Source organism: Mesorhizobium sp. LEGMi-168a (assembly GCF_058312955.1).
This window is the reverse complement of sequence record NZ_JBZEGV010000010.1, coordinates 51,720-77,629: the sequence shown is the minus strand read 5'-3', so window position 1 is coordinate 77,629 and position 25,910 is coordinate 51,720. Positions and strand designations below refer to the sequence as shown.

Below are 25,910 nucleotides of genomic sequence, written 5' to 3'. Positions count from 1 at the left end.
AAATAGCTCAGCGCTTTTTGTGCAATGAGACTGGAAATTTGAGCGTCTGGCCATCCCGCGCGGCAAAAGCGCCGGCAAACCTGTCTTTGGCCAGTTTCTCGATCTCGTCCAGTTCCTCGTCGGTGCGTGTCGGATCGTGGTGAAACAGCGCAAGCCCCCGCGCGCCGGCAGCCTCGCAGAGCTTGATGCCCTGCTGCCATGTCGAGTGCCCGTTACCACGGCGGCGTTCCATTTCCTCCTCGGTGTTGGTGCAATCGTAAATGACGAGGTCGGCATCTTCGATCAGGCCGAGCACCACCTGATCGAGTTTGTCCGGCTCGTGTTCGGTGTCCGTGATCACCGCCACGACGCGGCCGCCCCATTCGACCCGGTAGCCTATGCAGCCGCCCGGGTGGGTAAGACTGCCGGTTCGGACCACCACCCCTTCGCGCGGCCGAAGCACGTCTCCGGATACGAAATCGCGGCAGTCGAGGCTTGCCTTGCAGACATCCATCGTCACCGGAAACCACGGCGGCCGCATGAACTCATCGACCATCTGCCGGGTCGTCATGCGTCCTGCGAGATGCCCGGACCAGAGCGTAACCTTGACGCTCCGGTCATAGATCGGCGCAAAAGCCGGCAGCCCGATGATGTGATCGTAATGGCAATGGGTGAAAAGCAGGTCGAAATCGTTCACGCCCGACGCCCGAAGCGCCCAGCCGGCAGGCCGTATGCCAGAGCCCGCGTCGAACAAAAGCGTATGCTTGCCGCATCGCATCTCGATGCAGATTGTGTTGCCGCCATAGCGAGCGAATTCTGGCCCCGATATCGAAATGCTGCCGCGCACGCCCCAAAATCTGACCAGGAAAACGTCGTCGTCCATACCAGCCCTTCGCAGTCCCCGTCGCCGATCGTAGCCAAACAACTGCTGCTAGGCGAGGCAGCTTTTTCTCCGGATGATCTTCTCAGCAAGAGGCCATTGCCATCACGACGGCGCGAGTCATTCCTTATTTGGCGATTCGTGCGTCGATTAGGTCCGCGGTCGTATGGCTCAGGCGATCGGCAAGAACCCGCAATATCTCGATGGTCATTTCCGGGAACTCCTTCATAAGCCTCAGAAAATGATCCTTGCGGATTCTCAAGGCTTCCAGCGGACTTGCCGCTCTGACGGTGGCGGTGCGGGAGCTGTTGCACAGTATGGCGATCTCGCCAACAATCGAATTTGGCAGCAATTCGGCAACTTTTATCGGTCCGCTGTCGGAATCTACCAGAATATCCGCCCTGCCTGAAAGGATGACATAGGCGGCGTCTCCCTCGTCGCCCTGCCGGAAAAGGATCTGGCCGGCGCTGTAGCTCACGCGATCGGATGTGAACGCAAGCAGCTTGAGCTTTGTCGGCTCGATGCCGGAGAACAAGGGAACGCGTTGCAGCATTCCAACTTCATCCTTGAGCAGCATGGTCGCAAACCTCAAAAACTCGCGTTTGCCAGACTAGACTACGACAACAGTTCCTTGAAGATACCGTTCCCGGCCAAAAGTGTCTCGTGTGTTCCGTCTTCCACCAATTGACCCGAATCGAAGACGATGACGCGATCGAACATCATTCCCATTGCCGGATTCGTCACGGCCCACACAATTGCCGGCGAATGGCTGTCGCGTCTGGCTTCCTCGAGTACGTTTCGCAGCACCTTATCCTGCATGCGCTGGTCGAGCGCCGACAGCGGGCGGTTGAGAATGAGAAAATCGGGACGCTTTAGCAGGGCCCGGGCAACATCGAGCTTCTGTCGCTGTCCACCCGTCAGCCGTCTGCCGCCGGCGCCGACGTTGAAGTCCAGGCCGACATCCAGAAGTTCGGCATAAAGCCCCAATTCGTCAACAATGTCATAGACGATGGACCGAATGCGGTCCGGCGCGTCGGGATGGTTGTTGCCCACACGCCCGAACAGAACATTATCCATCACGGTGGCAGCGGCAATGTATTTGGCAGGATCATACCGTTCGATCGCATTTTGCAGCTCGGCCGGCAGATTTTCATAGAACCGGTTGCGTGCAGCGACGATCTTGCTCATCAACTCGTCGCTGAGCAGGCCGAAGCGGTGCCGGGGCTCGATATAGGCAAAGCTCAGGGTGACGATCATGGCGCGATCGTTCTCCGAAACCGCCTCGTACGGACGGTTCTTGAGCCGTTGCAGCAAGGTTTCGTAGGCGGGTATCTCCTCGGCGCTCATGAAGGTGAGTTGCTGGAAGAACTGGTGATCGGGCGGCAGGTCGGCAAACAGCTCGATCGCCTGTTCGGCGATCTCCATGCCCATTTCGTAGAGCGTGCGGTCGAGGCCGGCTTGCCCCAGCACAGAAGCAAAATACGGATTGGCCGCGAGAGCCCTGTCGGCCAGCTCGGGGCCGGCGGCGGCGCCGAAGAGCAGGTTTTGGCCGATCGTTGCTTCCTTATTGTAGGCGCCCGGTTCGAAAGGAACCACCAGTTCGCTCAGCCCTTCGCGTTCCAGCCGGGTTCGCAGCGCGGCACGCAGTTCGACGATCCGTCTGGCAAGCTCCGTGTGACGCGTGAGGTCGGCCGAAGAGCGCAAGCCGAGATCCAGGATGTCGCGTGACAGAACAACCGCGTCGAGCACCCGACGCACGGCTTCAAAGAGGTCGTGCGGGCCAGTAGCGCCGGCGGAGGCATAGTTGATCCAGTCGCTGTGGATATCAAGATCGGGATTGCCCGACCGGCGCGCCTCGTCGATGTTCCAGCGCTGCTGCTCTGCCGCGGCACCGTCATAGGGCACCGATGTCAAGGGCGCATGCTTCAATCCGTAGAGCAGGTTGTCGCGCAGGCTTGCCTGGAACAGGAAAACATCCGACGAGGCATAGGACATGCGCCGGCCGGTCACGGCTTCCGGGAGTTCAAGCAGGTCGTCGGCGCCGGAAGCGACCCTTCCGCTGGTCGGCCAGTTCAGCCGCGCGAAGGCTTCCGCAAGCGCCTCCGCTCCGCCTGTTGCGGTACTGACCAGCGCCACAGTCTCACCCGGCTTGACCTGGAGGGAGATACGGTCGAGGAGCATTGCACCGCCATCGTCAGCTATGGATAGACTGATCGCCGACAGCGGGTTGGTCATCGGATCGGGATCGTCGATCGTCAATGCCCCGATTCTCGGCGCGATGAGACCCTCGACGGTGAACTGCTCAACGACCTGCTGATACTTGACCTGGACATCCTGCCGATCCTGATCCCAGTCGATCAGTTCCTTCATCGGTCCGGGCAGGTCCTTGTAGGCGCCGATCACGGCCACGAGCTGGCCGACGTCCAGCCGCCCCTGGATGACCAGGTATCCGCCGATCATGTAGAATAGAAAGGGCGTGAGCTGCGCGAGAAAATTGTTGAGGAACTTCACCATGAATTTCCATTGGTAAAGATCGAAGCGGATCTTGAAGATGAGCCCTAGCCGTGCAGCTATGTCGGCGCGCTCGTAGTTTGATGTATCGTGGACGTGAACCGCGCCGATGCCGTCGACGATTTCGCCAACCCGGCCCGAAAGCGCGCGCGCCGTCAACTGCCGTCTGCGCCCGAGCACGATCAGTCGCCGCCGCATTCGCGGGATGAGCACGATCTGGATCGCCACGATCACAACCGCTATCATTCCGAGCCAGAAGTTCTGGACCATGATGAACAGCATGGCCGTCAGCGCCTGGCCGCCGAGCAGCACCGGCTGCAGGAAGGCATCGCCAATGAAGCCACCAAGCGGCTCCACCTCGTCCTTCACCATGGTCGCCACTTCGGCGGATTTCACCCGCTTGAAATAAATCGGCGGAAATCGCAGCACACGATCGACCAGATCGAAGCGGATACGCCGCAGCATGCGTTCGCCGAGGCGGCCCTTGTATGTGTTGATGTAGAATTTGAACAGGCCGTTGATGATGACTAGCAAGAGGAACACAACGCTGAGGGCAAACAGCGTCGCCGTGCGGTCGAGCTGAACACCGGAGAAGAACTGCACCTCGCCAATGAACGGCAGGTTATAGTGTAGCCTCATGAATGACTGGGTCGCGCCCGGCTGCTCGAAGCCCTTACCTTGGATCGGGCCGTTGACGATCAGCTTCGGCAGGTCGAAGGACATGAAATACGGGATCATCGAAAGCAGGACGATCGTCAATATCCAGAGCTGCTGCTTCTTGGTGTGCGTCCAGATATAGCGGGCTAGGCTGGGTTCCATGCGACTATTTCAGTTGGAAGGAAGCAGGTTGTAAAAAGCACCTGCCGGCGAATGCCGTACCGGCAATTTCTTCGTCGCCAACCACAGGCGGATAACCGAGCAGCACGAGGCCGCTGCTGCGCGGCTGGTGCCGGTCGATGGACGCCGATGATCCGGACAGATGCAAGCGGCTCTCTCCGGCACCGGGCAATGGCGAAGCGGCTTGCAGCATAGTCATGTCCGCGAATCAAACAGCCTTGCCGGAGGCAAGATTGCGTTGTGTCGCCCGTGATCCCAACATACAAGACGAATATGATGGATGTTACGCAACCACGCAATGCCGGCATGGACTGGCACGAGCAAGCCTTGGACCTCACGCGGGGAATTGCTGCCTATGTCGACCGCCCTCTCGTGGCGGGGCTGGCGCGCGTCATCGCCAAGCATCCGAAGGCCGATATCGCCAACGCCTTCAACCACAAGCAGGTCGCCTGCAAGATGTGGGCGCTCGACAGGTTGTTCGAAAGCTGCGGCGGCCGGTTCGGCCGCATATGGGTTGTGGGTGGATGGTACGGCGTTTTGCCGGCAATGCTTTTCAACGACGCCCGCTTCGACATCGCGGCGGTCGATAGCATCGACATAGACCCCGAAGTCGAACCGGTCGCCCGGACCCTCAACCGGGACGCCGGCGACCGGTTTCGAGCGCTGACGGCAGATATGTATGCAGTCGACTATGCGGCCGCCCGGCCCGACCTGATCGTCAATACGAGCTGCGAACACATAGCCGATCTGCGCGCCTGGCTTGCTCTGCTTCCGCGGGGCACGAATGTGCTGCTGCAATCGAACGATTATTTCAGCGAGCCGACGCATATCAACTGCGTGGCTTCACTTGCAGCCTTCGAAGCAATGGCGGCGCTACGGGAGGTGCGGTTCTCCGGCGAGCTGCCGACAAAAAATTATACGCGCTTCATGCTGATTGGAACTGCTTGATGCATTTCGCCCAAAAGCGCGTAGCGTTCATGGGACAATGACATCCATAAAGACAAGGACTTGAAGCGCGTCGCACAAATCTCGCCGGACGCGACGCGCGTCAGAGCGTTTCACCGTTTCACGGAAACGGCGAACCGCTCTATCTCTTTGTTTTTACGCAATTCCGAACGGAAGGCTACGGCGAAGTCGCCGAGCCCAACCGTTACACACTTTTCCTGGAATTGCTCTAGCGTCCAGCGGCTGTTTGATCATGAACTTGTCCGGAATCGGGCCCCACTTTCAGGGACCATGTTCGATATCGCTCGCGCAGGATTTGCGCCGAGCGACGGGCGCCTTCCAGATCGAGACGATGCGCGGATGGCGTCGGTCCCACAAGCGCCTGTTCGATCGCTTGCGCCAAACCTTCAGCCGTCAGGTCCTTTTCCATCAGCACCGTTGCAAGACCGAGTTCCTCGAGCATCAGGGCGCGTACCGTCTGTTCGGTTTCCCCGCCGGCTGCAAATGGAACGAGCAGGGAGCGACAACCCGCGCGCAGGACATCGCAGACCGTGTTGTAACCCGCCTGCGAGACTGACAGGCGGGCGCCGGTCAGGAGGCTGGCGAAATCCTCGCGGAACCGGAAGATGGACAGCCCCGGCGTGGCATCGCGCGCGATCGCGTCAAACTCGTCTTTCGGCAGGTTTGGGCCGGTGATCAAACACCATTTCCGGGCGTTGCTGGCATTCCGCGCCGCTGCGATGGTGGAGCTGACAAGGCTCTTTCCGGCAGCCCCGCCGCCAACCGACACCAGAACGTCGAAGCGCTCGGAGGCTGTGGGCGGTGGCGGCGCGGCAACGAGCCCTGTGTAGGTGACCTCGGCCCTGATCGCCCCAGCCAGTGGAAATGTCTTGTCGATGGTTGCGAAAGCCGGATCGCCGTGGACCATGACAAGGTCGAAATGCCTGTTGACGAGATCGACCGTTTCCTCGTTTCGGCCCGGCTTGACGCGCTCCTGAAGGATATCTCGGACGGACGTCGCCAGCAGCGGTCTGGGCGCCGTCGCCTCGATGGCCTCGATCAGCGGCAGGAGTTCGAAACGCATCTGCCGGCGTCCAAATGGAAACGCCTCGACAATGACGATATCGGGCCTGCAATCCCGGAATGCCTGCAGCAGCATCTCTGAACGGCATTTCTTGAAATCATCGTCGATGGGCTTGCCCTGCAGGTCGACAAGCGCGGAAAACCCTTCGTCACCGGAGGTGACAGGTGGCAGGGTTACGGATTTTACACCCGGTCCCGGAAACCCCGCGATCGGCGCTCCGCCGGTCACGACGGTTACGTCAAACCCGTCATCGACCAGAGCCGCCGCAACGCGGCTGGCGCGCGCGAGATGGCCGATACCGAGCAGGTGCTGGACATAGAAGAAAGCGCGCAGCCGCTTCATTCGGCAGCCTGCCACTCCTGCTGGAACAGTTCCTTGAGCTGTCCAATGCTTGCCGTATGATCGAAATTGCTTCGCACGCGCCGCTCCGCGGCCTCGCCGAGGCGGGCGCGCAGCGCGGGATCACGGATCAGGCGCTCCAGCGCCCGTGCCAGAGCAATTGGGTTTTCCGTCGGAACCAGCAGCCCGGTTTCATCCGGCGACAAAAGCTCCGGCACGCCGGAAATATCGGTCGACACGCAGGCAAGCCTCTGGCTGGCCGCCTCCACCAGAACGTTCGGCAGACCGTCCCGGTCGCCATTTGCGGTGATCCTGCAGGCCAGGGCGAAAACGTCGGCGCCTCGGTAGTGCCCAAGCACCTCCTCCTGCGCAAGCGCTCCTTTCCAGGAGACGCGACCATCCAGTCCGAGCTTTTGCGCCAGCGCCTTAAGCCGTTCAAGTTCCTCGCCGCCGCCGACATGCTCGAAACGCCACGCCAAATCGGCAGGCAAGAGGGCAAGCGCCTCCAGCAAGGTATCGTAACCTTTCTTTTCAACGGCGCGCCCGACGCTCAGAACGACAACCGGTTCGCCCGGCTCCGAGCCGTCATGCTGTTTTCGCGCCGCGCCGAAACTGCCGAAGCGATCAAGGTCGAGCCCATGATAGCTCAGATGCACGGACGAGTTGCCGTCAGCGAGTTTTTTCAGACGGTCGAAGCCGGCTTTCGTGCAAGTGACCGTCCAGCGCGCCGAGGAAAGCTTGCGAGCCAGATCCCAGTCCGCCGAAGTCCAGATGTCCTTGGCATGGGCCGAGCAGCTCCAGGGCAGGCCACGAAGCTGGCTGGCATAGCGCGTCACCGATGCCGGTGTGTGTGCGAAATGCGCATGCAGCCAGCCGGCGTCTTCCGGCCATTCGGCCGCCAGCACCAGCGCTTGCCCGAAGCGGCGCGCGCGATTGCGCGTAAAGTCGCGGGGGATATCGGTAGCCAGCGATCCGAGCGCGCGCCAGAAGCCCGGCCGCAGCAGATGAGCAAACAGCGAGCGAACCACGCGCAGCGGCTCTTCATGCAGATATTCCGGCAGATAATGGACGGGCGCTTTGATCTCGTCATGCACGGGGTGGCGTTTTGCGTCGGTCGGCCGCCTGAGCGCGACGAGTATCAGGTCGAACCCCGCACGCTCCAGGCCGAGCAGTTCCTGCGCGATGAAGGTTTCCGACAGCCGCGGATAGCCCTTCAGAACCACGACGATCTTGCGCTGCTGCAACTCAGTTCATGCCTTCGATGACCGAAAGGTGATGGCCGGCCCGCCGGTCGAGCAGTTCCGCGACGATTTCGGAAATATGAGGCAGCCCTTCCAGCGTCAGATGCGGATTGCTCTGCGATGGGCGGGGCCGGTCCGGCAACACCTCCAGCGCATCGGCAAACCGCTGGGAATCCTGGGCCTCTTCCGGCAAAAGCATCTCGATGAGGCCGAGTTCGGCTGCGCGCCGTGCACGGATCAGTTGTTCCTCGCGGGGCTCGACGCGCGGCACGATCAGCGCCGGCTTGTCGAAAGACAGTATCTCGCAATAGGTGTTGTAACCGCCCATCGCCACGACCGCCTTGGCGCCGGCGATCAGCTCTTCCATGCGGTTGTCGAAGTCGATGATCCTGATATAGGGGATCTTGGCCCCCTTCTTGCGCAGCTTGTTGCGCTTGCGCGCCGGCATGTAGGGCCCAAGCACGATCAGCGCCCTGTGCTGCAATCGCGGATCCTGCTGATAGGCATCGATGACGTCGTGGATCAGGTCGGCGCCGTCGCCGCCGCCACCGGTGGTAACGAGGATATAGTCGCCCTCGGGCCGGTGGCCAGGCAACTCGTTCTGCGGCAGGCTCCGTTGCAGGAAGCCGACGAACTTCATCTTTGCCCCGACCGCCGGCGGCACATCCAGGCCGGTCAATGGATCGTAGAAATCCGGCGGACCATAGACCCAGACCTTGTCGTAGAACAGGCCTATCTTGCGCATCACATCCCTGCGCGCCCACTCGGCTTCGAGCAGATGCGGCGCGTCCATCACCTCGCGCAGGCCAAGCACGAGCGTGGTGCCGCGCGTCTTGAGATAGGACAGCGTGTCCTCGATCTCACCGCGCAGGCCGAGCGGTTCCTTGTCGACGATGAAGATATCCGGCCGGAAGGTTTCGGCTGTGTGGCGGATGATCGACTGGCGCATCCTTAGCGTCTCATGCAGATCGATATCCTTCTCCAGCGAGGTGTATTCGCCGTTGCGCAACTTGATGACGCTGGGGATCTTCACGAAGTCGACACGGGCGCGGTAGTCGAAGGCGCCAGCGATAGTCGCACCCGAAATGATAAGCACCTGAAGTCCGTGGAAATCCTCGACCAGGGAATGCGCGATCGTCCGGCAGCGCTGCAGGTGGCCGAGCCCGAACGTGTCGTGGCTGTACATGAGAATTCGAGCGTCTTGTACGTGCTGGGTCATTGTTGAACGTCTTTCAGAATTCTCGCCCTGGGAACCGTGGGCCACCCCGCAGGATTCGAACCCCCCTCGCGGGTCTACCGACCTCTTTTGAAACATGAGGGCGCAATTTTCAATTTGTATTACTCAAGGGGGTCCATATGCCGAAGCCAGGAAGATCGTTCGCCAGACCAACGTCCCTCATGACAAGCCTGACGAGGCATTCCTCCGCCCGTTGATGTGCGGATCCACTCGCCATTACCGCCGCGAATTCGACAGCCCGTCATATTCTGCAGCAGCATTTCAAGCGTGAGGCCGCGCGGCAAACCGAGATTGCTACCCTTCCGCAGGCCAAAAACAGGCTCACCGTGTTTTGGGTCGAGGCCATTTTTCGCGCGCGATGCAACGAAACCCAAGGTGGCAAGTGGATGTATCCACCGACTGCGCCATGCGAGCGGCCGGGCGGTAACGTCGGCAGTAGTTGGGAGCGCACAGGAAGGAACCACCTTTGGTGACCTTGCGTGGAATCCTGATGTCCGGCGTCAGCGGGTCATAGCTCGCCTCGCGCTCGCCACCGCGAGGATTGGTCATCGTGCAACACGGACTCTCGATCCGACGGTGCTCCTGATACCAGTCCACGGTCCACTGCCAGACATTGCCGGCCATGTCATGGAGCCCATAGCCATTTGCTGGAAAAGAACCGACCGGTGCGGTCCATTCGTAGCCGTCCTCGCAAGTATTGCCGTAGGGGAACTCACCCTGATACGTGTTGGCCATATGCTGGCCGCCGGGGGTCAATTCGTCGCCCCACACGAACTCGGCGCCATCCAATCCGCCGCGAGCCGCAAACTCCCATTCGGCCTCGGTCGGCAGCGCCTTTCCCGCCCAGGTGGCATAGGCTTGCGCGTCCTCAAATGCGATGTGCACGACAGGGTGGCTATCCAGCTTCTTGAGGCTGCTGGCGGGTCCGCGCGGATGCCGCCAGTTCGCGCCACGGACGTAGGCCCACCAGTTGTAGTGGTCGCCGCGATCGATGCCGCGCGGAGGTTTGACGAACAAGGCCGAAGCAGGGGCCAATGATTCAATGCGAGCTCCAGGATAGTCCGCTGCATTTGCCGGGCGCTCGGCCAGCGTGACATAACCGGTGGCCTCGACGAACCGCCTGAACTCGTTGTTCGTGACCGTCGTGCGATCCATCCAGAAGCCGCCGACGGCTACGCGATGCGCCGGCGCCTCTTCCGGATAGTGGCTGTTCGAGCCCATGAGGAATTCGCCGCCGGGGATCCACACCATGTCCTCGTGCACCGGCGCCTCGGTCGGCCTGCCCATCCCGTCGTTAGCGCGATCAGTCCCCAACGTTGAACATGTCGGAAGCGTCGGGCAGCAAGGTCGGCGAGTGCAAAAGCAGTTTCACGGCATCCTGCATGATCAGCGGGGGAGCCATCTGAGACGCAAGTTCCGTGATTCGTGCCTGCAGCTTCTTCACCATTTCGGGATTTTGATCAGCAAGGTTGCTGCTCTCTTTGCTATCCTTGGAAAGATCGAAGAGCTCGATTTTCGGCGGCAGTGTCGCTTTCCAGACGAGCTTCCAATCGCCCTGGCGCACCGCGCCATCCATCGGCTCGAGGTTGTAGACGACCTCGGTTCGTGGCGAGGGCTTTCCTTCACTGAGCACCGGCCACATGTCCATGCCGTCCAGCGGCTTGTTCTTGCCAAGTTTGGCGCCGGCCAGGCCCGCGAGCGTTGGGTACATGTCGACGACGTGCATCACTCCATCGACCGATGCAGGCTTGATCTTTCCCGGCCAGTTGACGAGGCCAGCAACTCGTGTGCCTCCTTCATACGTTGTACCCTTGCCCTCCCGATAAGGGCCATTGTCGGCGGGAAGTTTGCCTTTGACCTCGCTTTCGCCCGCAAAGAATGCGTTGACAACGCCGCCATTGTCACTCTGGAACACTATCAGGGTATTCTCGCGCATGCCGCGCTTTTCGAGAGCCTCGACGACCTTGCCGACTTGGTCGTCCACCACCGAAATCATAGCCGCATACTTGCGCCGACTCTCGTCGGCGATGTCGCCGTTGCGGCCAAGAAATTCGTTCGGTGCTTGGAACGGAGTATGTGGCGCCGTAAAGGCTAGATACAGGAACAGGGGCTTCTTCTGATCGTGCTTGTTGATCACGCGCACAGCTTCGGCGCCGATCAAGAGGTTGTCGTATCCCTTCTCGCTCAGAGCCTTGTTGTTCCGATACCAATCCGGATTGCCATTTGCCGCCTTATGCGTGAAGTGGTCGATCTCGCCGAGCAGTGCACCATAGAATGAATCGAAACCGCGCTGGCGCGGCCAGTATGCGGTCTTGGAGTGCCCCAAGTGCCACTTGCCACTCATCGCTGTGGCGTAGCCCGCGTCCTTGAGCATTTGTGGCAGCGGATATTCATCGAGCGCCAAGCCGTAAGAGCCCACCTGAGGGATAACGGCGGTTTGCAGGCCATACCGGAAGGGATAGCGGCCAGTCATCAACGCCGCGCGGGTCGGCGTGCACATGGGCTGGGCGTAGTACTGCTCCAACCGCGCACCTTCGGCGGCAAGCTTGTCGATGTTGGGCGTCTTGATGTCCGAGCCGTGGAAGCCGACGTCCTTCCACCCCTGATCGTCGGTGATGATGTAGACGATGTTGGGGCGCGATGTCTGGGCCGCCGCTTGCTCAACGCCAGCGAGGCCGGCGAGTGCGCCCGAAAGGCCGACCGGTGCGGCAAACCGCGAAACGGCAGCCGCCGTCCCAGCCATCAATGCGTCCCGCCGCGTAATTTTGTTGGTTATGCCGGCTTCAGCCGGGAAGTCTCGATCGCTACTCATGGTTTTGCCCTCCCTCAATTTGTCGGCGCTAGCCAACTTTGGCTTAGACCGACTGAAAGTATGTGCCCGTCCCCCGCTCAGTGCCCAGCTACCCAAAGCGGCATGGCAACTGTCAGAAAGACTGAATCGCCTTCGAGGCGATTCTTGGCATCGAACTCGTGGTAATATTTGATCCGGGTTGAGACCGGCAGCTTGCCGACCTGAAAGTTATAGCCCGCGGTGGCTCCGATCGCCGCCACCTCGCCTCTAAACCCGCCAAGCACCGGAGGGACGCCCGATCCGGTGTCGTCGGTCAGCTGGTCGTAATAGTAGCCAACCAAGCCGACGTCGAAGGCTTTGCTGAAGTGTTGGTCGATTGTTCCCTCGAAGTGGAAGTCCGTACCGTTCTTGTAGTGGGTCGCAGGATCCTCGCCGTTGAAGGTGATGCCGGTTGCCGCCGAGAGTTCAAGGCCCGTGGAGGAGTTCAGCCATGTGCCCGATGCGTAGATGTCCGCGGCCCAATGGTTGAACGACAGGTTGGCGATGGCGCCCTCGTGATAATCACCCACCGGCACGTTAACGCTCACTCCGGTCTGCCAGTGAAAGTCCCCGCTGTGCCAGCCGACGAAAGTGCCGAGCACCGGATCGCCCAAAGTCGTGATGCTGTCGGAGACTGAAAGCGGGCTCGGGAGAATTCTGCCCGTGATATCGGGGCCGCCGATCGGTAAGGTCGCCGTGAACGCCAGGTTGCCACCCATGACCTGCCAGGGAGAAACCCACAGGGCGGTCGAGAGATTGATTAGGGCCTTCGCATGGACGTCCGCCACCAGCTTCCCGCCGAGGTCGAGATCGGCTCTTGCATCGCCGGAATAGATGTAAAAATCGTTCTGGAAATAGACGCCCGGCGGCGGGGTGAAACCAGCCATAGGGCCACGTGAGCCGAGCAGATAGAAACTTGCGCCCCCTTCCGCTGCATGAACACTCGGAACTATCGCCAAGCTGGCCAGCACCGTGATGGCAGCGCCAAGGAAGCCACTGATTCTGAAAGGCACCTCAGTTCCCGATGCTCTTGCCGCGCCCTTCCGAAATTCTCTGTCCATAAGTCCCCCACTAACCTTGTGTCGGCAATGTTGCGCCATTGATCTGCGCAATCTAGACATAAGCTATTCCTGATCTGATTGTATTTCTATCCACGATTTCTGACGCCCACAGATACGGGCCGACAGTGAAGGTCCAACCTGCCTGTCACCAAGACCTCGCCATGGCCTGCGTGCCGCGTCATTTGCAAGATCGTAACGCAGAGGGCGCCTCGTTTCGCCCGTGCGTCGTAGACCCCGTAACGAAGCCGGACGTCCACTGCGCGCCCTTACGACAGAGGCTTTGTCCATTGTCCCCACCAGCCGTTCTTCGGCGCTTCTGCGCGCTAATCATCTGGCGCAATTCGTGTTTAAGGTATAGCTAATGCAGTATGGGCGCTATCCACTTTGCGCAAAGGACAGCTTCTTTGACCTCGTGGCCTTCATCGCCTTCATACCGGGATGTCGAGCTTGGCCCTGATGAGCTTACAAGCGCTGCCTCAGGTCTGCCCGTGAAGGTCGATAGGCTCTCGCCCGGCTGGCTTCCGTCGCGCATAAGGCAAATCCAGTCCCCCGGCCAATGGGCGCTCGACCTGCCCGAATTCCATTGTGCCTTCCGCGCCATTGGCGGTTTCAATCCGGGCTCCGTGGCGCTAGTGGCCATTGAGCGGGCCTGCGGGTCGACGATATGCGCCATCCCTCTCGAAGACGACATGATCCTGGCAATCCCCGCTGGCACCAGCGTGACGGCAATGGTTCGCCCTGGCTTGACCTATGTAGCTGCTATCATTCCCACCGCCACTTGGGCGAAAATTCAGGCGAGTGCCACGGGGGCGGTCATAGAGCAGGTCAGCGATCGCCCGACGGCAGTTCGGCTCGCCGCCAACGATGCTCGAAAAATCCGAAGCCAGATAATGTCGATGGCAGACCACCTCGGCAGAGTGGCAAACGATTCGGTCCTGCCGCAGCAACTTCCAAGCGCATTCGTTGAATATCTGGGGGCAGTGGCTGACGCCTTCGCGGGCACCGATCGTCGCGAGACCGGAACAGCCGGATCTGCGAGTCGTCATTTCAAGCAAGCGTCTGCGGCCGAGGATTTTATTCGCGCTCACATCCGAGAGGACATACCTATTATTCGACTGTGCAAGGAAATCGGTGTCAGCCGTCGACAGTTGGAATATGCCTTTCGCACCACATTCGCTGTAACGCCGCTCGAATTCATCAGGACGCTTCGTCTCAATGAGGCCAGGCGACTCCTCGCCACCGCCCGTGAAAGCGGCTTAAGCGTCACCAGGATCGCGATGGACGTGGGCGTCAATCATCTCGGCCGCTTCTCCGCGGACTATCGTCTCTTTTTTGGTGAGTCCCCCAAAGAAACTCTTCAGCGCGCCGGAAGGTCGTGACCGACATAAGCGCCCGCGAAGAATTTGCGCGCTCATGAGCGATTTGCGCAATGCGGATAGAACCCAACCGGAAATTAGTATGTTCTAAAGTAACAAGCGGCATTGAGGCTTGCTTGAGTTTGAGTTGCCCGGAGGGCTCGCGCGAATGGCTCGGCTGCTTCAGATTTCCGAAACGCCTGCAGCGGCGAGTTCATTGGGCGACGGTGTTGTTGAGGGAACGGACGATGACAATATCTAGATTGAGACTGACTGGCGTTGCTGCGATTGCCCTGGTGCTGACGGCTGGCGATCTGGTGGACGCTGTTGCACCCTTCATTTCTTTCGTCAGCCAGGCGCAGGCGAGGGTTGGCAATCCACTTTCACCTGGGAGTGTTGCAGGCGTCGCGAGGCGCACCACCCGCCGAACGATCCGCCGTTCGACTATTTACGCGACCAGGCTCCCGGCAGCGTGCGTGAAGACCTCGATCAACGGTACTGTACTTTGGCATTGTGGCAGCACGTACTATCAGCCCTATCAGGGGCGCTATGTCGTCGTCTATATACATTGAATGGCAAGCTGCCCGGGACAAACGCGCTCCGAATCGGACATGCGCCTGAAATGCCGTTGCTTGCCGATTTGACCGGAAGGCTAACAGCACGATGCCATTCATGATTCGAACATTGGGACCCAAGAACCTGGCGCGGCGTCTCGGAGATCTGACGGCGATGTTGGTCCTGATTGCCAGGTCGCTCGTCTTTGGAACCGCCCTCATGTTGGCCGGTCCGGCGCAGGCGCAGACGCTGGCAACCGTCCCGCCTGAAAAGGTCAAACAGCTATTCGAGCTTCTCGACGATCCGTCGGTGAAGGCCTGGGTGGCCGAACAACGAAATCAGGGCGCCGGGTCAACGGGAGCGCCTGCCAAGGCAGGCGCTTCGCCGGCAGACGCGTCGTCCGACGCCGTGGCCGCACCAGGCCAGATGAATACGATGGCCTCCTCGACGCTCGATCGGATCAAGCATCATATCGAACGGATCGTGCAAACTTTGCCCCTGCTGCCAGCGCAGTTCGCGCGCGTTCGGGCAAAGACCATGGAGGATATGTCCAGCAAGGGACCTGCCGGCGTGTTCATGCTGATTGCGACGTTCATCGCAGCCGGCCTGGCGCTGACTTGGGCAACGTTCAAATTGACCCGTCCGTTTCGCCTTTGGATTATCGCGCAACCGAAGGATACGCCCATTGGCCGAGCCAAGAAGATTGGTAGTCGCGCGCTTTATTCCAGCTTGCTGATCGTCTCGTTCGCATTGGGCAGCGCCGGCGCGTTCATGTTGTTCGACTGGCCAATGCTTATCCGCGAGATTGTACTGACATTTCTGATGGCGGCGGTCGTTACCTGGGGTGTGCGCCTATACATCATGGCCATGCTCGTCCCTTCCTTCATGAAGGTCGAGAGCGCCATTGAGGTTCGTGCTTTGCCGATCACCAACGAAACGGCTGACCATTGGTCCTATTGGCTGCCCCGGATCGTCGGCGTCTTCGCCTTCTTCGGCGCCGCGTTTATCCTCTTGCCGGGTCTGGGCATCGATCAGGACGGAATGATGGTCCTTTCACTGGGTGCCGATTTCGTACTGCTGTTGCTCTTGTTGCTTGCCGTTTGGCGTCGGCCAAGAACGCAGCGAGAAGGCGCGCACCACCCGGCAACGACATGGATATTGACTGCATATTTCGTCGTTCTGTTCCTGCAGCGCATCGCTGGCCTTTATATACTCTTCTGGTTTACCTTCGCTGCATTCTTCCTGCCTTTGGCAATCGTGCTGACGCAGCGCGGGGTCAATTTCGTCCTGCGGCCGGGTTCGGAAGAAGCTGGCCGGCCTACAATCCCGGCAGTGACGATCGCTGTCATCGATCGAGGCATCCGGATGATTTTCATCCTGGCGGCGGCTTACGTTCTCGCGCGTGTCTGGGGTCTGGACATGCAATCCATGCGGGACAGCGATAAGACGACGACGATAATATTGCGCGGCTTGATCAATGTTGTGGTCATTGCCCTCGCAGCCGATTTCGGCTGGTCGATCATCAAAGCTTTGATCGAGCGAAAGCTGGGCATCGAAACGCCGCATGCGGTGATCGACGAAGAGAACGTCCCTACCCTCGATCCGAAGCAGGCGCGGCTGCGCACGCTCTTGCCGATCATCCAGAACATTCTGCTCGCAGTGATCGTCGTGATGGCGGTGCTGATGATGCTCGCCTCGATGGGTATCGAGATCGGCCCGCTGATCGCCGGCGCCGGCGTCGTCGGTGTCGCCGTGGGATTTGGGGCGCAAACCGTCGTCAAGGACATCATTTCGGGTGTGTTTTTCCTGCTCGATGATGCGTTTCGTGTTGGCGAATACATTACATCCGGCCGTTATGTGGGAACGGTGGAGAGCTTTTCGCTGCGATCGGTGAAGCTGCGCCACCATCGTGGCCCGCTGTTCACCATACCTTTCGGCGAACTCGGAGCGGTCCAGAACCAGAGCCGCGACTGGGTTATCGACAAATTCAACATCACCGTCGGCTATGACACCGATATCGACTTCGCTCGCAAGCTGATCAAGAGAATCGGACTTGAACTGGCGGAAGATCCGGAGTTCAAGCCCTGGGTGCTCGAACCGATCAAGATGCAGGGCGTACAGGAGTTCGGCGAGTACGGTATCGTATTGAGGGTCAAGGCCAAAACCATACCGGGAGGCGCCTTCAATATGAAACGCAAATTCTATGTACGCATCCGCCAAGTCTTCAAGGAGCAAGGCATCGAGCTCCCATATCCGACGGTCCACGTCGAGGGGCTGCAGAACCCACCTGGGGCGGAGAATGCGCCATCAGCGATCACGCCTGAGTTAAAAATCGCCGTCGCGCAGTCGCACGCCAATCGGCGCAGAAAAAAGGCCAGCACACCGGAGTAGGAAGACTGGCCCTCGATCGTCCTGAAATAGACCTGCATCAGCAAGGCAATGGCGAAGGGTTCCAAGAGAGCCGCCTTCAGCGCCCAGGCAAAGACGATCGCCAGCACGAAGCTCCAGCCGCTTAACTGGCCGGGCAAGAGGAGACGACCGCACCAGCCGGCGCCAGCATGAACAGGAAGATGCCGAAGGTGACGCCCCACAGGATCAGCGCCAGCCACACCGCGTTCTTGACCATCTTCGTACCGTTCTGGGCATAGAGCACGACGCCCTGCCGGGCGGTCTCGAAGGATCAGAAGCAGCAGCGCCGAACGCGGTCAGCGGAACATCGATCCCCCGTCGGCATCGAGCGTCGATCCGTAGGCGAAGCTGGCCGCGCCGGAGGGGAATTGCTCTAAAGCGCGTCGCGATCTTTCAGATGCGCGCCGTGCGCTTTAGGTTTTTGATTTTACGCATGTCTTTGTCCCGAAACCGGTTCCCACTTTCGGGAGACATGCTTTAGGCTTGGCTTGAGACATCCTTGCGGCTGGCTGCCGTCAAAGGCAACCGCATTTCAATGACGGTGCCGCCTTCTGGTCCGGAACGGGCCGACGCATCGCCGCCATGAGCTTGTGCGATCCCACGAACGACGGAAAGGCCCAGACCGGTGCCGCCTCCCGCTCGAGAGCGCGAGGCGTCAACGCGCCAGAAACGCTCGAATACCTTTTCGTATGTTCCGTCGGGCAATCCGGGTCCGGTGTCCGAAAACCGCACGAGACCGATCGAATCCACCGACTGTGTCTCCACCCGAACGATGCTTCGCGGCGCGTAGCGGCGGACATTGTCGAGAATGGCCAGCATGGCTTGCCGAATGCGGGCACTATCCACCTCGGCACAAGTGACATGCAGCTCTCGCTCCACGACTATCCCGGCGTCCCGCAATTCGGGTTCGAGGGCGGTGATAACGGCATCCGCCTCACGAGAAAGGTCAACGGGCTCAAGCTGCAGATCAAGCCGCCCGGCATTGACCAGGCCCAGTGTCCGCAAATCTTCCACCAGACGGGCGAGGTCGTCGACGTGGGAAATGAGACTGCCATAGAGTTCATCGGAAGGCTCGAACAAGCCATCGGCCAGCCCCTGCAAACGACCTCGCAGGATCGTCAAAGGGGTCCGCAACTCGTGGGCGATCGCCGAGTTCGAAAATCGCAGCTCCGCCTCGGCACGTTCGAGACGGCTCGCCATCGTGTTGAAGTCCGCGATCAACAGATCGGCTTCCCCGAAGCCCTTTTCGACAGTTTCCGCCCGGGCGCTGAAATCGCCCGCGGCGATGGAGCGAGCCGCGGTCGCGACAACGGCGAGCGGTCGCACCACTTTGCGCGCCAACTGCCTGCCAACCAGGCCTGCGGTTGCCAAGCCGATCGTCCCCAGAAGGCCCAGAGCGGCGAAGTCCTTCGTGGTAAACCACGTGTCGGTATCGGTCTCGTTGGGGAACAGCCAGTCATAGTTGACGATGTAAAAGTACCAGCCAAGGCACATGACGGTCAGGGCGGCCAGAGTGACCGCGCTCATGGAAAGGACGACCTGCCAATTCAGTTTGGTCTTTGCCATCAGAGCATAGCCAGCCGGTAGCCGACTCCGCGCACACCGCTCAGGATCCCATTGGCACCGGCAGATGCCAGCTTGCGCCGCAAGTTGCTCACGTGACTGTCGACGGTGCGCTCCAGCGCCTCGCCTTCAGGAAGACAGGCATCCACGAGCTCGCTGCGTTCGAAGGCGCGATTCGGCCAGCGCGCCATGTGGGCCAAAATCCTGAACTCGGTACGCGTGAGATCGAGGACGCGCCTCCCGCCCGGCAAATCCAGGTAAGCCATATGGGCAACCATGTCGACGCTGAGCTCACCCACGCGCAGCACCGGTTCGACGCTCGATCGCCTGGTCCGCCGCAGGATGGCTTTGGCGCGCGCGACAACCTCGAGCGGATTGAACGGCTTGACGACATAGTCGTCGGCTCCGATCCGCAAGGCCTGGAGCTTGTCAAGATCCTCTGCCAGCGCGGTGGCCATGAGTATCGGCGTTTCTGCCTGTCTTCGAATTGCGGCAAGCACCTCGTAGCCATCAAGACCGGGCAGCTTCACGTCGAGGATAACAAGATCGGGCTTCAAACGTTGATGATGGGACAGGCCGGTATTGCCGTCCGCCGCGCTGACGGTACGAAAGCCCTCGCGGCCGAGGTAGGCTTCGAGTATCTCGACTATCTCCGGCTCGTCCTCGACAATCAAAACAAGCGCATTCTCCATGTCAGTCCTTCCCGATCGACATTTTGCATCTATCGCTTAGCACCGGCCCGACAGAAGTAAACGCCCGCAAGCTCGCCTCCATCAAACCTCCACAATACTTCCCCGCTTTCTCAAAACGCGCCGAGCATCGGTACCTTCGTTCAACGGGATAACGACTGATGCTCGCTCGCAGGTTTGGCCTCGTTTGCGTGGTCGCAGCCGTCTTCGGAGTGGCGCTCTCCATGATCGTCAGCCAATCGAAATCGGGCGACCGGCCGTCGTGGGGACTGGAATTTCGCCCTTGCGCGTACGCTTATCCGTTTCAGCCAAGCTGCCAGGCAGAGGCGATTCATTATTTCAATTGAACAGACGGACGGCGGGAGTGTGGCTTTCACCCGAACCGGACGCGCACCTATCAGGTAGAAAATGGCCCATATAAGATCCAGCGGCTTCGCACGCATCGCAAAAACTCTGGCAGTGGTGGGAATGCTTGCCGCAATGGCCTGCGGCGTTGGCGCGGCGACGGGATTCTTCGTCTCCGACGCTCGAGAGACCGTCCTGACAGCACCGATCAAGTTGGGGTCGGTCGAGGAGACCGTGCTTGCCAACGGGACATTGGAGCCGGCGCGCATGGTCAATGTCGGAGCCCAGGTCTCCGGTCAGATCAAGGTGCTGCATGCAAGGCTCGGACAGGCGGTCAAGCAAGGCGATCTCATCGCCGAAATCGATTCCGTCACCCAGAAGAACGCCTTGCGTATCGCCGAAGCCGCGCTCGCCAACGTCACCGCCCAGCGCAGGGCGCGCTTGATCCAGCTTGGCCAGGCCGAGGCTGCCTATCGCCGGCAGGCTTATCTGATGGAGCAAAAGGCAACCTCGAGCTCGGTGTTCGAGACTGCGGAAGCTGCCAATCAAACTCTGGCTGCCGAAGTCGCCTCGCTCGACGCACAGATCGGACAAGCCGCGGTCGAGGTCGAGAACGCGCGCGTCAATCTTGGCTACACGCGCATCGTCGCACCGATGGATGGCGTCGTCATTGCCGTCGTGACCAAGGAGGGGCAAACGCTCAACTCTACCCAATCGGCGCCGACCGTCGTCGTTCTGGCGCAGCTCGACGTCATGACCGTCAAGGTCCAGATCTCCGAGGCCGACGTCGGGCGGGTGCTTCCGGGCCAGAAGGCCTGGTTCACCGTCCTGGGCAACGAGCGCGCACGTCACGAAGCCAAACTGCGCCAGATCGAGCCTGCCCCCGCGTCGATGTCCACGGAAGCGGGCGTGCAAGCCTCCGCGACGGCGCAGGGAACCACGGCAATCTACTACAACGGCCTGTTCGAGGTACCGAACCGCGACAGCCAATTGCGCCCGCTGATGACCGCTCAGGTTCACATCGTGCTCGGCAGCGCGAAGGACGCACTCCTGGTTTCGTGGTCGGCGCTGTCCGGCCGTGACGCCGACGGCCGCTATCATGTCCGCGTCAAGACGGCGCGAGGCGAGATCGAAGACCGGTTTGTCACCATTGGCCTCACCGACAAGGTCCAGGCGCAGGTGATCGATGGGCTTTCGCTTGGCGAAGAGGTGGTCATCACCGCCGATGGGCCGCTCTCCGACCCGACGGCCGGGATGCTGTGATGAGCCTTCTGGAAATTTCCGGACTTTCGCGCGTCTTCCGCGCCGGAGACGAGACGGTCGTCGCCCTCGACGCAATCGACCTGTCGATCGCGGCCGGCGAGATGGTCGCAATCGTCGGTGCAAGCGGCTCGGGCAAGTCGACGCTCATGAACATCCTCGGCTGTCTGGATCAGCCGAGTTCGGGCAGCTACCGGGTGGCGGGCCGCGAAACGGCAAGACTGTCACCGGACGAACTGGCCGAGCTTCGCCGCGGGCATTTCGGCTTCATCTTCCAACGATACCATCTGATGGGCGATCTCAGCGCCTTCGGCAACGTCGAGATACCGGCGATCTATGCCGGAGCTTCCCCTGCAGCGCGCCGCGCCCGGGCCGAAAGCCTGCTCGAGCGTCTCGGTCTCGGCGAGCGGATGCGGCACCGCCCCAACCAGCTTTCGGGTGGCCAGCAGCAGCGGGTTTCGATCGCCCGCGCGCTGATGAACGGAGGCGAAATCATCCTTGCCGACGAGCCGACCGGCGCGCTCGACAGCAAGAGCGGCGAGACGGTCATGAGCGTCCTCAAGGAACTCCACGCCGAGGGCCACACCGTCATCATGGTGACGCACGCCCCCGGCGTGGCCGAACATGCCGACCGCGTCATCGAGATCAAAGACGGGAGGATCGTCGCCGACCGCCGCAAGATCCAAGCCGCGCCTGGCCTGCCTGCCAACATGGCGCCCACTGTCACGTCGAGCACCTTGTCAAGTTTTTGGCGGCGCTTTGCCGAGGCATTGCCCATGGCCTTCCGGTCAATGGCCGCCCATCGCGTGCGCACCTTTCTCACCATGCTCGGTATCGTCATCGGCATAGCCGCCGTTGTCGCGGTGGTCGGGCTCGGCGAGGGATCCCGGCGGAAAGTACTGGCCCAGGTCAGCGACCTTGGCGTCAGTGCCATCGGCATCTATCCCGGCAAGGACTGGGGCGACGAACGCGCCGCAAGCATCAGGACGCTCGTTGCCGAGGACGCCCGCGCGCTCGCGAGGCAGCCCTATGTCGACAGTGTGTCGCCGGAACTCTCGACACCCGGATTGGCCCGCTACGGCAACGTCTCGATCAACGTCACCATCAACGGCGTCGGCGAGAGCTATTTCCAGGTGAACAATCTGAAGATCGGGTCCGGCAGGCTTTTCGATGCGCAGAGCGTCGCTGGCCGGCGGCAGGTTGTGGTAATCGACGACAATACGCGACGCCGGCTGTTTGCCAAGGGCGAAAACCCTGTCGGGCGGCTGATCACGGTCCGCCAGGTTCCGGTGCTGGTCGCCGGCGTGCTTGCGCCGAAGACCGGCGGCGCGGCTGGAGGCGCCCAAAGCCTGCAGGTCTACCTGCCCTATACAAGCATGCAGGCGCGCATGACCGGCTCGTCGTCCGGTCTCAACGGCGTCACGATCCGGGTTGCCGACAATGTCGATACCGCAATGGCCGAGCGCGCGATCGTCAGCCTCCTGACGCTGAGGCACGGCACCAAGGATTTCTTCGCCTTCAACAGCGACCAACTACGAAAGACGGTGCAGCGGACCGCGAAAACCATGTCGCTGCTGATCTCGTCGGTCGCCGTGATCGCGCTGATTGTCGGCGGCATCGGTGTTATGAACATCATGCTGGTGTCCGTAACCGAGCGCACCAAGGAGATCGGGCTGCGCATGGCCGTCGGCGCGCGGCGCGTCGACATCATGCTGCAGTTCCTGATCGAGGCGGTAGCGATCTGCCTGGCAGGCGCCGTTTTCGGCGTCGGCCTGGCGCTTGTTGCCGGCGCCACGCTTGGCTCGACCGATGGCGAGTTCCCGATGATCTTCTCGGTCACGTCGATCGTCGTCGCCTGCCTCTCGGCGATAACCATCGGCCTGGTCTTCGGCTTCCTGCCGGCCCGCAACGCCGCACGGCTCGATCCGGTCGACGCGCTTTCCCGAGAGTGAAAACGATCCCGCGGGCGGCAATCGCGTTGTCCGGCTTTGCCGGCTGTGCTTGCTCACTTCCCGGTATTTGCAGCGGTGGCGCATGGGCCTCCGCCTGGCCTTTGCGAAGCAGATTCCGCCCATCGCGATCATTGACCCATGGAGGGCCCGAAGCTCGCGCCCTCCACGTTTCCTTCGCAAAACCTCGACGAATTACACGCATCGGCATGGTGCATCAGGCGCAGCTTTAGCCTCGACATTGAGCCATTCCAGCACGTCATGCCGATACCGATATTGATGTACCATCAAATAGCTGCCCCCCTCGAGCGCGGCGGCCCTTTTGCCTCTCTCACGGTGGATCCGGGCAAATTCCTCCAGCAGATGACATGGCTGAAGCGAATGGGCTGGACCGGCCTGTCGATGCGAGATTTGTTGCCGTATCTGAAAGGCGACAAGCGCGGGAAGGTGGCCGGCATCACCTTCGATGACGGCTTTCGCAACGTCCATCACAACGCGCTTCCAATCCTGGACGCGTTTGGATTCACAGCGACGAGCTACATTGTCAGCAGACAGATTGGCGGCTTCAACCAATGGGATGCAGCATTCGGTGCGCCCTATTCGGCCTGCATGTCCAGAGACGAAATATGCGAATGGAGCCGATGCGGCCACGAGATTGGGGCCCACACGCTCGATCACGTGCGGCTGACTAAGGTTTCCCCAGCCGAGGCACAACGCCAGGTCACCGAAGTCCGCAAAGAACTGGAAGACCTATTCGGGCACGCGGTGGATGCCTTTTGCTATCCTTATGGCGACTGGTCTCCGCAAATCAGGCACATAGTTGCCGAAGCGGGCTACGTCACCGCCACGACAATGTATCGCGCCAGGGCACGACGCCAGGACGACTTCCTGCGCCTGCCCCGCAGGACGCTGCGCGACACGCACGGCTGGGTTGGCATGTTCCGCAAGTGTTTCGTCGGCTGATCATGCGCAGCACGGCAACGAGAAGCACAGCGACCGCGCGGGAGCGCAGCATTTGTGTCGGAACCATCACTCGCGGTCGCCCCCTGATGCTGCAGAACCTTCTCGTGTCGTATGCCAGGATGCGCGTGCCAGCGGGTGTCCGCCTGGATTTCGTCATCGTCGAGAACAATGACAGGTTCACCTTGCAGGACATCGTCGCCGGTTTTCGCGAACGGCTGCCGCAATGGAGCGTTCGATATGAGCTGGAGCCGCGGCTCGGCATAGCGTTTGCACGCAACAGGGTCCTGGACTGTGCGCTTGGCGCCGGCAATGACCTGCTGACGTTCGCGGACGACGACGAGGCCGTGGAGACGGACTGGCTTGTCCAGCTCCTTGCGGAACGAGATACTTTCAATCTCGACATCGTCGGCTCCCCGGTGCGGATCGCCCCGGCGGCACCGGACGCATCCTGTTGGCAAAAGCTGGTCTGGTCCGGAATTGACCGAATGAACAGAAACAGCGAGGCGAAGCTGCTGCGTCGCCGAAGCAACGGCAAGGTCGACCAGATACCGATCGCAACCGGGAGCTGGATGAGCAGCCTGCCGTTCTTTCGCCGTACGGGGCTGCGCTTTGAAACCGGTTTGGGCCTCGCTGGCGGCGAAGACGGCCTCTTATGGGCCGAGGCCAGAAAACTCGGTGCAAATACGGGCTGGACCCCATTTGCCGTTGCGTACGAGACCGTCCCGGAAGACCGGCTGAGCCTTTTCTATCGGTACAGGCGCAGCAGGGACGAAACGATCGCCAAGTTCAGAAGGAAGCTCGACAGCCCGACACGTGGCGTGCTGCTGAGGCTCCCTGGTTCGCTTGTCGGCAGGACCCTGTCGCTGTGTGTCTGCGTTGCGACCATCCCCTTCACCCGCGGACAAACGCTGGTGCGTGCGGCATGGCACGTGGGCAGCATCGCAGGCATCATACAGGCCTGCATGGGCCGAAAGTCCTTGCACTACGAGCATGTCACCGGTTCGTGAGCCGCGCGGGCTTCCGTCCGCTGGAAGTTTGCTTGCGCAACCGGATCTGATCGGCGGCTCACCCGCCCCCGCCCCAGCCGCTGATCAGACATGTCGGGAAGCCGGCCGCTCTCATGAGCAGCAGCCGGCTTCCCGCTGTCTGCCTTGATCGATGTTTCCGGTCCCACAGGCACCGCAGCGCGACATGTCAGGCCGGATCCAGGCGCAGTTCTGGCAGCTCCTGTTGACGCTGATCAAGCTCATCCAACGGCTTTGTCCGCCCAGGCTTTCTCTACGCTACGTCGACAAAACCTCGGCGGAATCTGTGCCACCCATAACTTCAATGCCGATCAGAACCAGCGCGTCCCGTCTATTCCGGCGTCGTCAAAAACGATGGTTGGCAGCTGGGCAGGCATTCGATCGTCTCAACCTCGGTGACAACGTGTATTTTCCAAAATTTCTGATTGGAATGGCGACATCGCTCGTCGTCGTGGCCTGCTGGACCTACACCCAAACCGGGTCGGCCTGGGTATCGCTGGCATGGACTTTCGCTGCCGCCTTGCTGCTGCAGGCGGGCTACTTCATGGCGATACTGATCATGATTTTTGGCCGCCGAATCCTTCAGATCCGCAGCCCCATTTCCCGGAGCTCGCGGATCGGGCTAATCACAAGCGGCAAGCTTCCCCGCAGTCGGGCCAGGCCGGATCTTGAGCGCTGACCACGAGGCATATCGCGCCGTTGGACATGAAGATTCGCCCAAGCTCATCGTCGCGGGGTACGAATGGGAATGCGCTCCAGAGGCGTATCTTGCGCTGGCTGAAGCTTCTCACACCGTCTTCACGAAACGAGGGGCGCAAAGGCCCTCAGATTTGCGAGCTGGCCGATCTCGTCG

21 protein-coding genes and 1 pseudogene are annotated in these 25,910 nt (G+C 60.8%); 9 read left to right on the top strand and 13 right to left on the bottom strand.

Annotation, left to right across the window (positions count from 1 at the left end; genetic code table 11):
- Positions 1–7: 7 nt before the first annotated feature.
- The 4 genes from AC4FWB_RS15690 to AC4FWB_RS15675 all read right to left on the bottom strand — a co-directional run bounded on the left by AC4FWB_RS15690 (position 8) and on the right by AC4FWB_RS15675 (position 4,400).
- Positions 8–862 carry an MBL fold metallo-hydrolase gene (locus AC4FWB_RS15690; protein WP_491027086.1) on the bottom strand — a complete coding sequence of 285 codons (855 nt, stop codon included), beginning with the start codon at positions 860–862 and terminating at the stop codon, positions 8–10.
- A 124-nt stretch (positions 863–986) separates the two neighbouring features.
- Entirely contained in the window at positions 987–1,436 is a 450-nt protein-coding gene (locus tag AC4FWB_RS15685) for a cyclic nucleotide-binding domain-containing protein (RefSeq protein ID WP_491027085.1), read from the bottom strand.
- Positions 1,437–1,474: 38 nt separating this feature from the next.
- Positions 1,475–4,189, bottom strand: coding sequence for an ABC transporter transmembrane domain-containing protein (locus tag AC4FWB_RS15680; protein ID WP_491027084.1), 2,715 nt, complete (start codon positions 4,187–4,189; stop codon positions 1,475–1,477).
- Positions 4,190–4,193: 4 nt separating this feature from the next.
- Positions 4,194–4,400, bottom strand: a complete 207-nt coding sequence (locus AC4FWB_RS15675; protein ID WP_491027083.1) for a hypothetical protein — start codon at positions 4,398–4,400, stop codon at positions 4,194–4,196.
- Positions 4,401–4,480: 80 nt separating this feature from the next.
- Here AC4FWB_RS15675 and AC4FWB_RS15670 point away from each other — a divergent pair, with 80 nt between their 5' ends.
- Entirely contained in the window at positions 4,481–5,155 is a 675-nt protein-coding gene (locus AC4FWB_RS15670; protein WP_491027081.1) for a class I SAM-dependent methyltransferase, read from the top strand.
- Positions 5,156–5,381: 226 nt separating this feature from the next.
- Here AC4FWB_RS15670 and AC4FWB_RS15665 read toward each other — a convergent pair whose 3' ends face one another.
- From AC4FWB_RS15665 to AC4FWB_RS15640, 6 genes are all read right to left on the bottom strand, one after another.
- Positions 5,382–6,578, bottom strand: coding sequence for a glycosyltransferase family protein (locus AC4FWB_RS15665; RefSeq protein WP_491027079.1), 1,197 nt, complete (start codon positions 6,576–6,578; stop codon positions 5,382–5,384).
- The gene (locus AC4FWB_RS15660; RefSeq protein WP_491027078.1) at positions 6,575–7,819 is read right to left on the bottom strand and encodes a glycosyltransferase; all 1,245 of its coding nucleotides are present in this window, start codon (positions 7,817–7,819) and stop codon (positions 6,575–6,577) included. Before AC4FWB_RS15660 ends, AC4FWB_RS15665 begins: the two co-directional genes overlap by 4 nt.
- Position 7,820: 1 nt before the next feature.
- A complete protein-coding gene (locus tag AC4FWB_RS15655; protein WP_491027076.1) occupies positions 7,821–9,035 on the bottom strand; it encodes a glycosyltransferase family protein in 1,215 nt (404 codons plus the stop codon).
- 339 nt (positions 9,036–9,374) lie between these two features.
- Positions 9,375–10,340 (bottom strand): formylglycine-generating enzyme family protein, encoded by a 966-nt coding sequence (locus AC4FWB_RS15650; protein ID WP_491027074.1) that lies wholly within the window; start codon positions 10,338–10,340, stop codon positions 9,375–9,377.
- A gap of 16 nt (positions 10,341–10,356) precedes the next feature.
- Positions 10,357–11,865: an arylsulfatase B gene (locus tag AC4FWB_RS15645; RefSeq protein WP_491027073.1), complete on the bottom strand. Its 1,509-nt coding sequence runs from the start codon at positions 11,863–11,865 to the stop codon at positions 10,357–10,359.
- A gap of 77 nt (positions 11,866–11,942) precedes the next feature.
- Complete coding sequence (locus AC4FWB_RS15640; RefSeq protein WP_491027071.1) at positions 11,943–12,944, bottom strand: SphA family protein; 1,002 nt, start codon at positions 12,942–12,944, stop codon at positions 11,943–11,945.
- A gap of 689 nt (positions 12,945–13,633) precedes the next feature.
- Here AC4FWB_RS15640 and AC4FWB_RS15635 point away from each other — a divergent pair.
- The 3 genes from AC4FWB_RS15635 to AC4FWB_RS15625 all read left to right on the top strand — a co-directional run bounded on the left by AC4FWB_RS15635 (position 13,634) and on the right by AC4FWB_RS15625 (position 17,245).
- The gene (locus AC4FWB_RS15635) at positions 13,634–14,323 is read left to right on the top strand and encodes an AraC family transcriptional regulator (RefSeq protein ID WP_491027069.1); all 690 of its coding nucleotides are present in this window, start codon (positions 13,634–13,636) and stop codon (positions 14,321–14,323) included.
- 224 nt (positions 14,324–14,547) lie between these two features.
- A complete protein-coding gene (locus AC4FWB_RS15630; protein WP_491027068.1) occupies positions 14,548–14,871 on the top strand; it encodes a hypothetical protein in 324 nt (107 codons plus the stop codon).
- Between the two features lie 91 nt (positions 14,872–14,962).
- Positions 14,963–17,245, top strand: coding sequence for a mechanosensitive ion channel family protein (locus AC4FWB_RS15625; protein ID WP_491027067.1), 2,283 nt, complete (start codon positions 14,963–14,965; stop codon positions 17,243–17,245).
- A 5-nt stretch (positions 17,246–17,250) separates the two neighbouring features.
- Here AC4FWB_RS15625 and AC4FWB_RS15620 read toward each other — a convergent pair.
- The 3 genes and pseudogenes from AC4FWB_RS15620 to AC4FWB_RS15610 all read right to left on the bottom strand — a co-directional run.
- Positions 17,251–17,531 (bottom strand): annotated as a pseudogene (locus tag AC4FWB_RS15620) (hypothetical protein); the annotation flags it as partial.
- A 209-nt stretch (positions 17,532–17,740) separates the two neighbouring features.
- Positions 17,741–18,829, bottom strand: a complete 1,089-nt coding sequence (locus tag AC4FWB_RS15615; RefSeq protein WP_491027066.1) for an ATP-binding protein — start codon at positions 18,827–18,829, stop codon at positions 17,741–17,743.
- Positions 18,829–19,518 carry a response regulator gene (locus AC4FWB_RS15610; protein WP_491027065.1) on the bottom strand — a complete coding sequence of 230 codons (690 nt, stop codon included), beginning with the start codon at positions 19,516–19,518 and terminating at the stop codon, positions 18,829–18,831. Before AC4FWB_RS15610 ends, AC4FWB_RS15615 begins: the two co-directional genes overlap by 1 nt.
- A 477-nt stretch (positions 19,519–19,995) precedes the next feature.
- On the opposite strand from AC4FWB_RS15610, the gene AC4FWB_RS15605 reads away from it, so the two are divergent.
- The 5 genes from AC4FWB_RS15605 (at position 19,996) to AC4FWB_RS15585 (ending at position 25,736) form a co-directional block, all read left to right on the top strand.
- The gene (locus tag AC4FWB_RS15605) at positions 19,996–21,123 is read left to right on the top strand and encodes an efflux RND transporter periplasmic adaptor subunit (RefSeq protein ID WP_491027064.1); all 1,128 of its coding nucleotides are present in this window, start codon (positions 19,996–19,998) and stop codon (positions 21,121–21,123) included.
- Complete coding sequence (locus AC4FWB_RS15600; RefSeq protein WP_491027063.1) at positions 21,123–23,072, top strand: MacB family efflux pump subunit; 1,950 nt, start codon at positions 21,123–21,125, stop codon at positions 23,070–23,072. Before AC4FWB_RS15605 ends, AC4FWB_RS15600 begins: the two co-directional genes overlap by 1 nt.
- Positions 23,073–23,330: 258 nt before the next feature.
- A complete protein-coding gene (locus AC4FWB_RS15595; RefSeq protein WP_491027220.1) occupies positions 23,331–24,032 on the top strand; it encodes a polysaccharide deacetylase family protein in 702 nt (233 codons plus the stop codon).
- 2 nt (positions 24,033–24,034) lie between these two features.
- Positions 24,035–25,039, top strand: a complete 1,005-nt coding sequence (locus AC4FWB_RS15590; RefSeq protein ID WP_491027061.1) for a glycosyltransferase family 2 protein — start codon at positions 24,035–24,037, stop codon at positions 25,037–25,039.
- Positions 25,040–25,223: 184 nt separating this feature from the next.
- Entirely contained in the window at positions 25,224–25,736 is a 513-nt protein-coding gene (locus AC4FWB_RS15585) for an exopolysaccharide production repressor protein (RefSeq protein WP_491027060.1), read from the top strand.
- Positions 25,737–25,910: the final 174 nt, after the last annotated feature.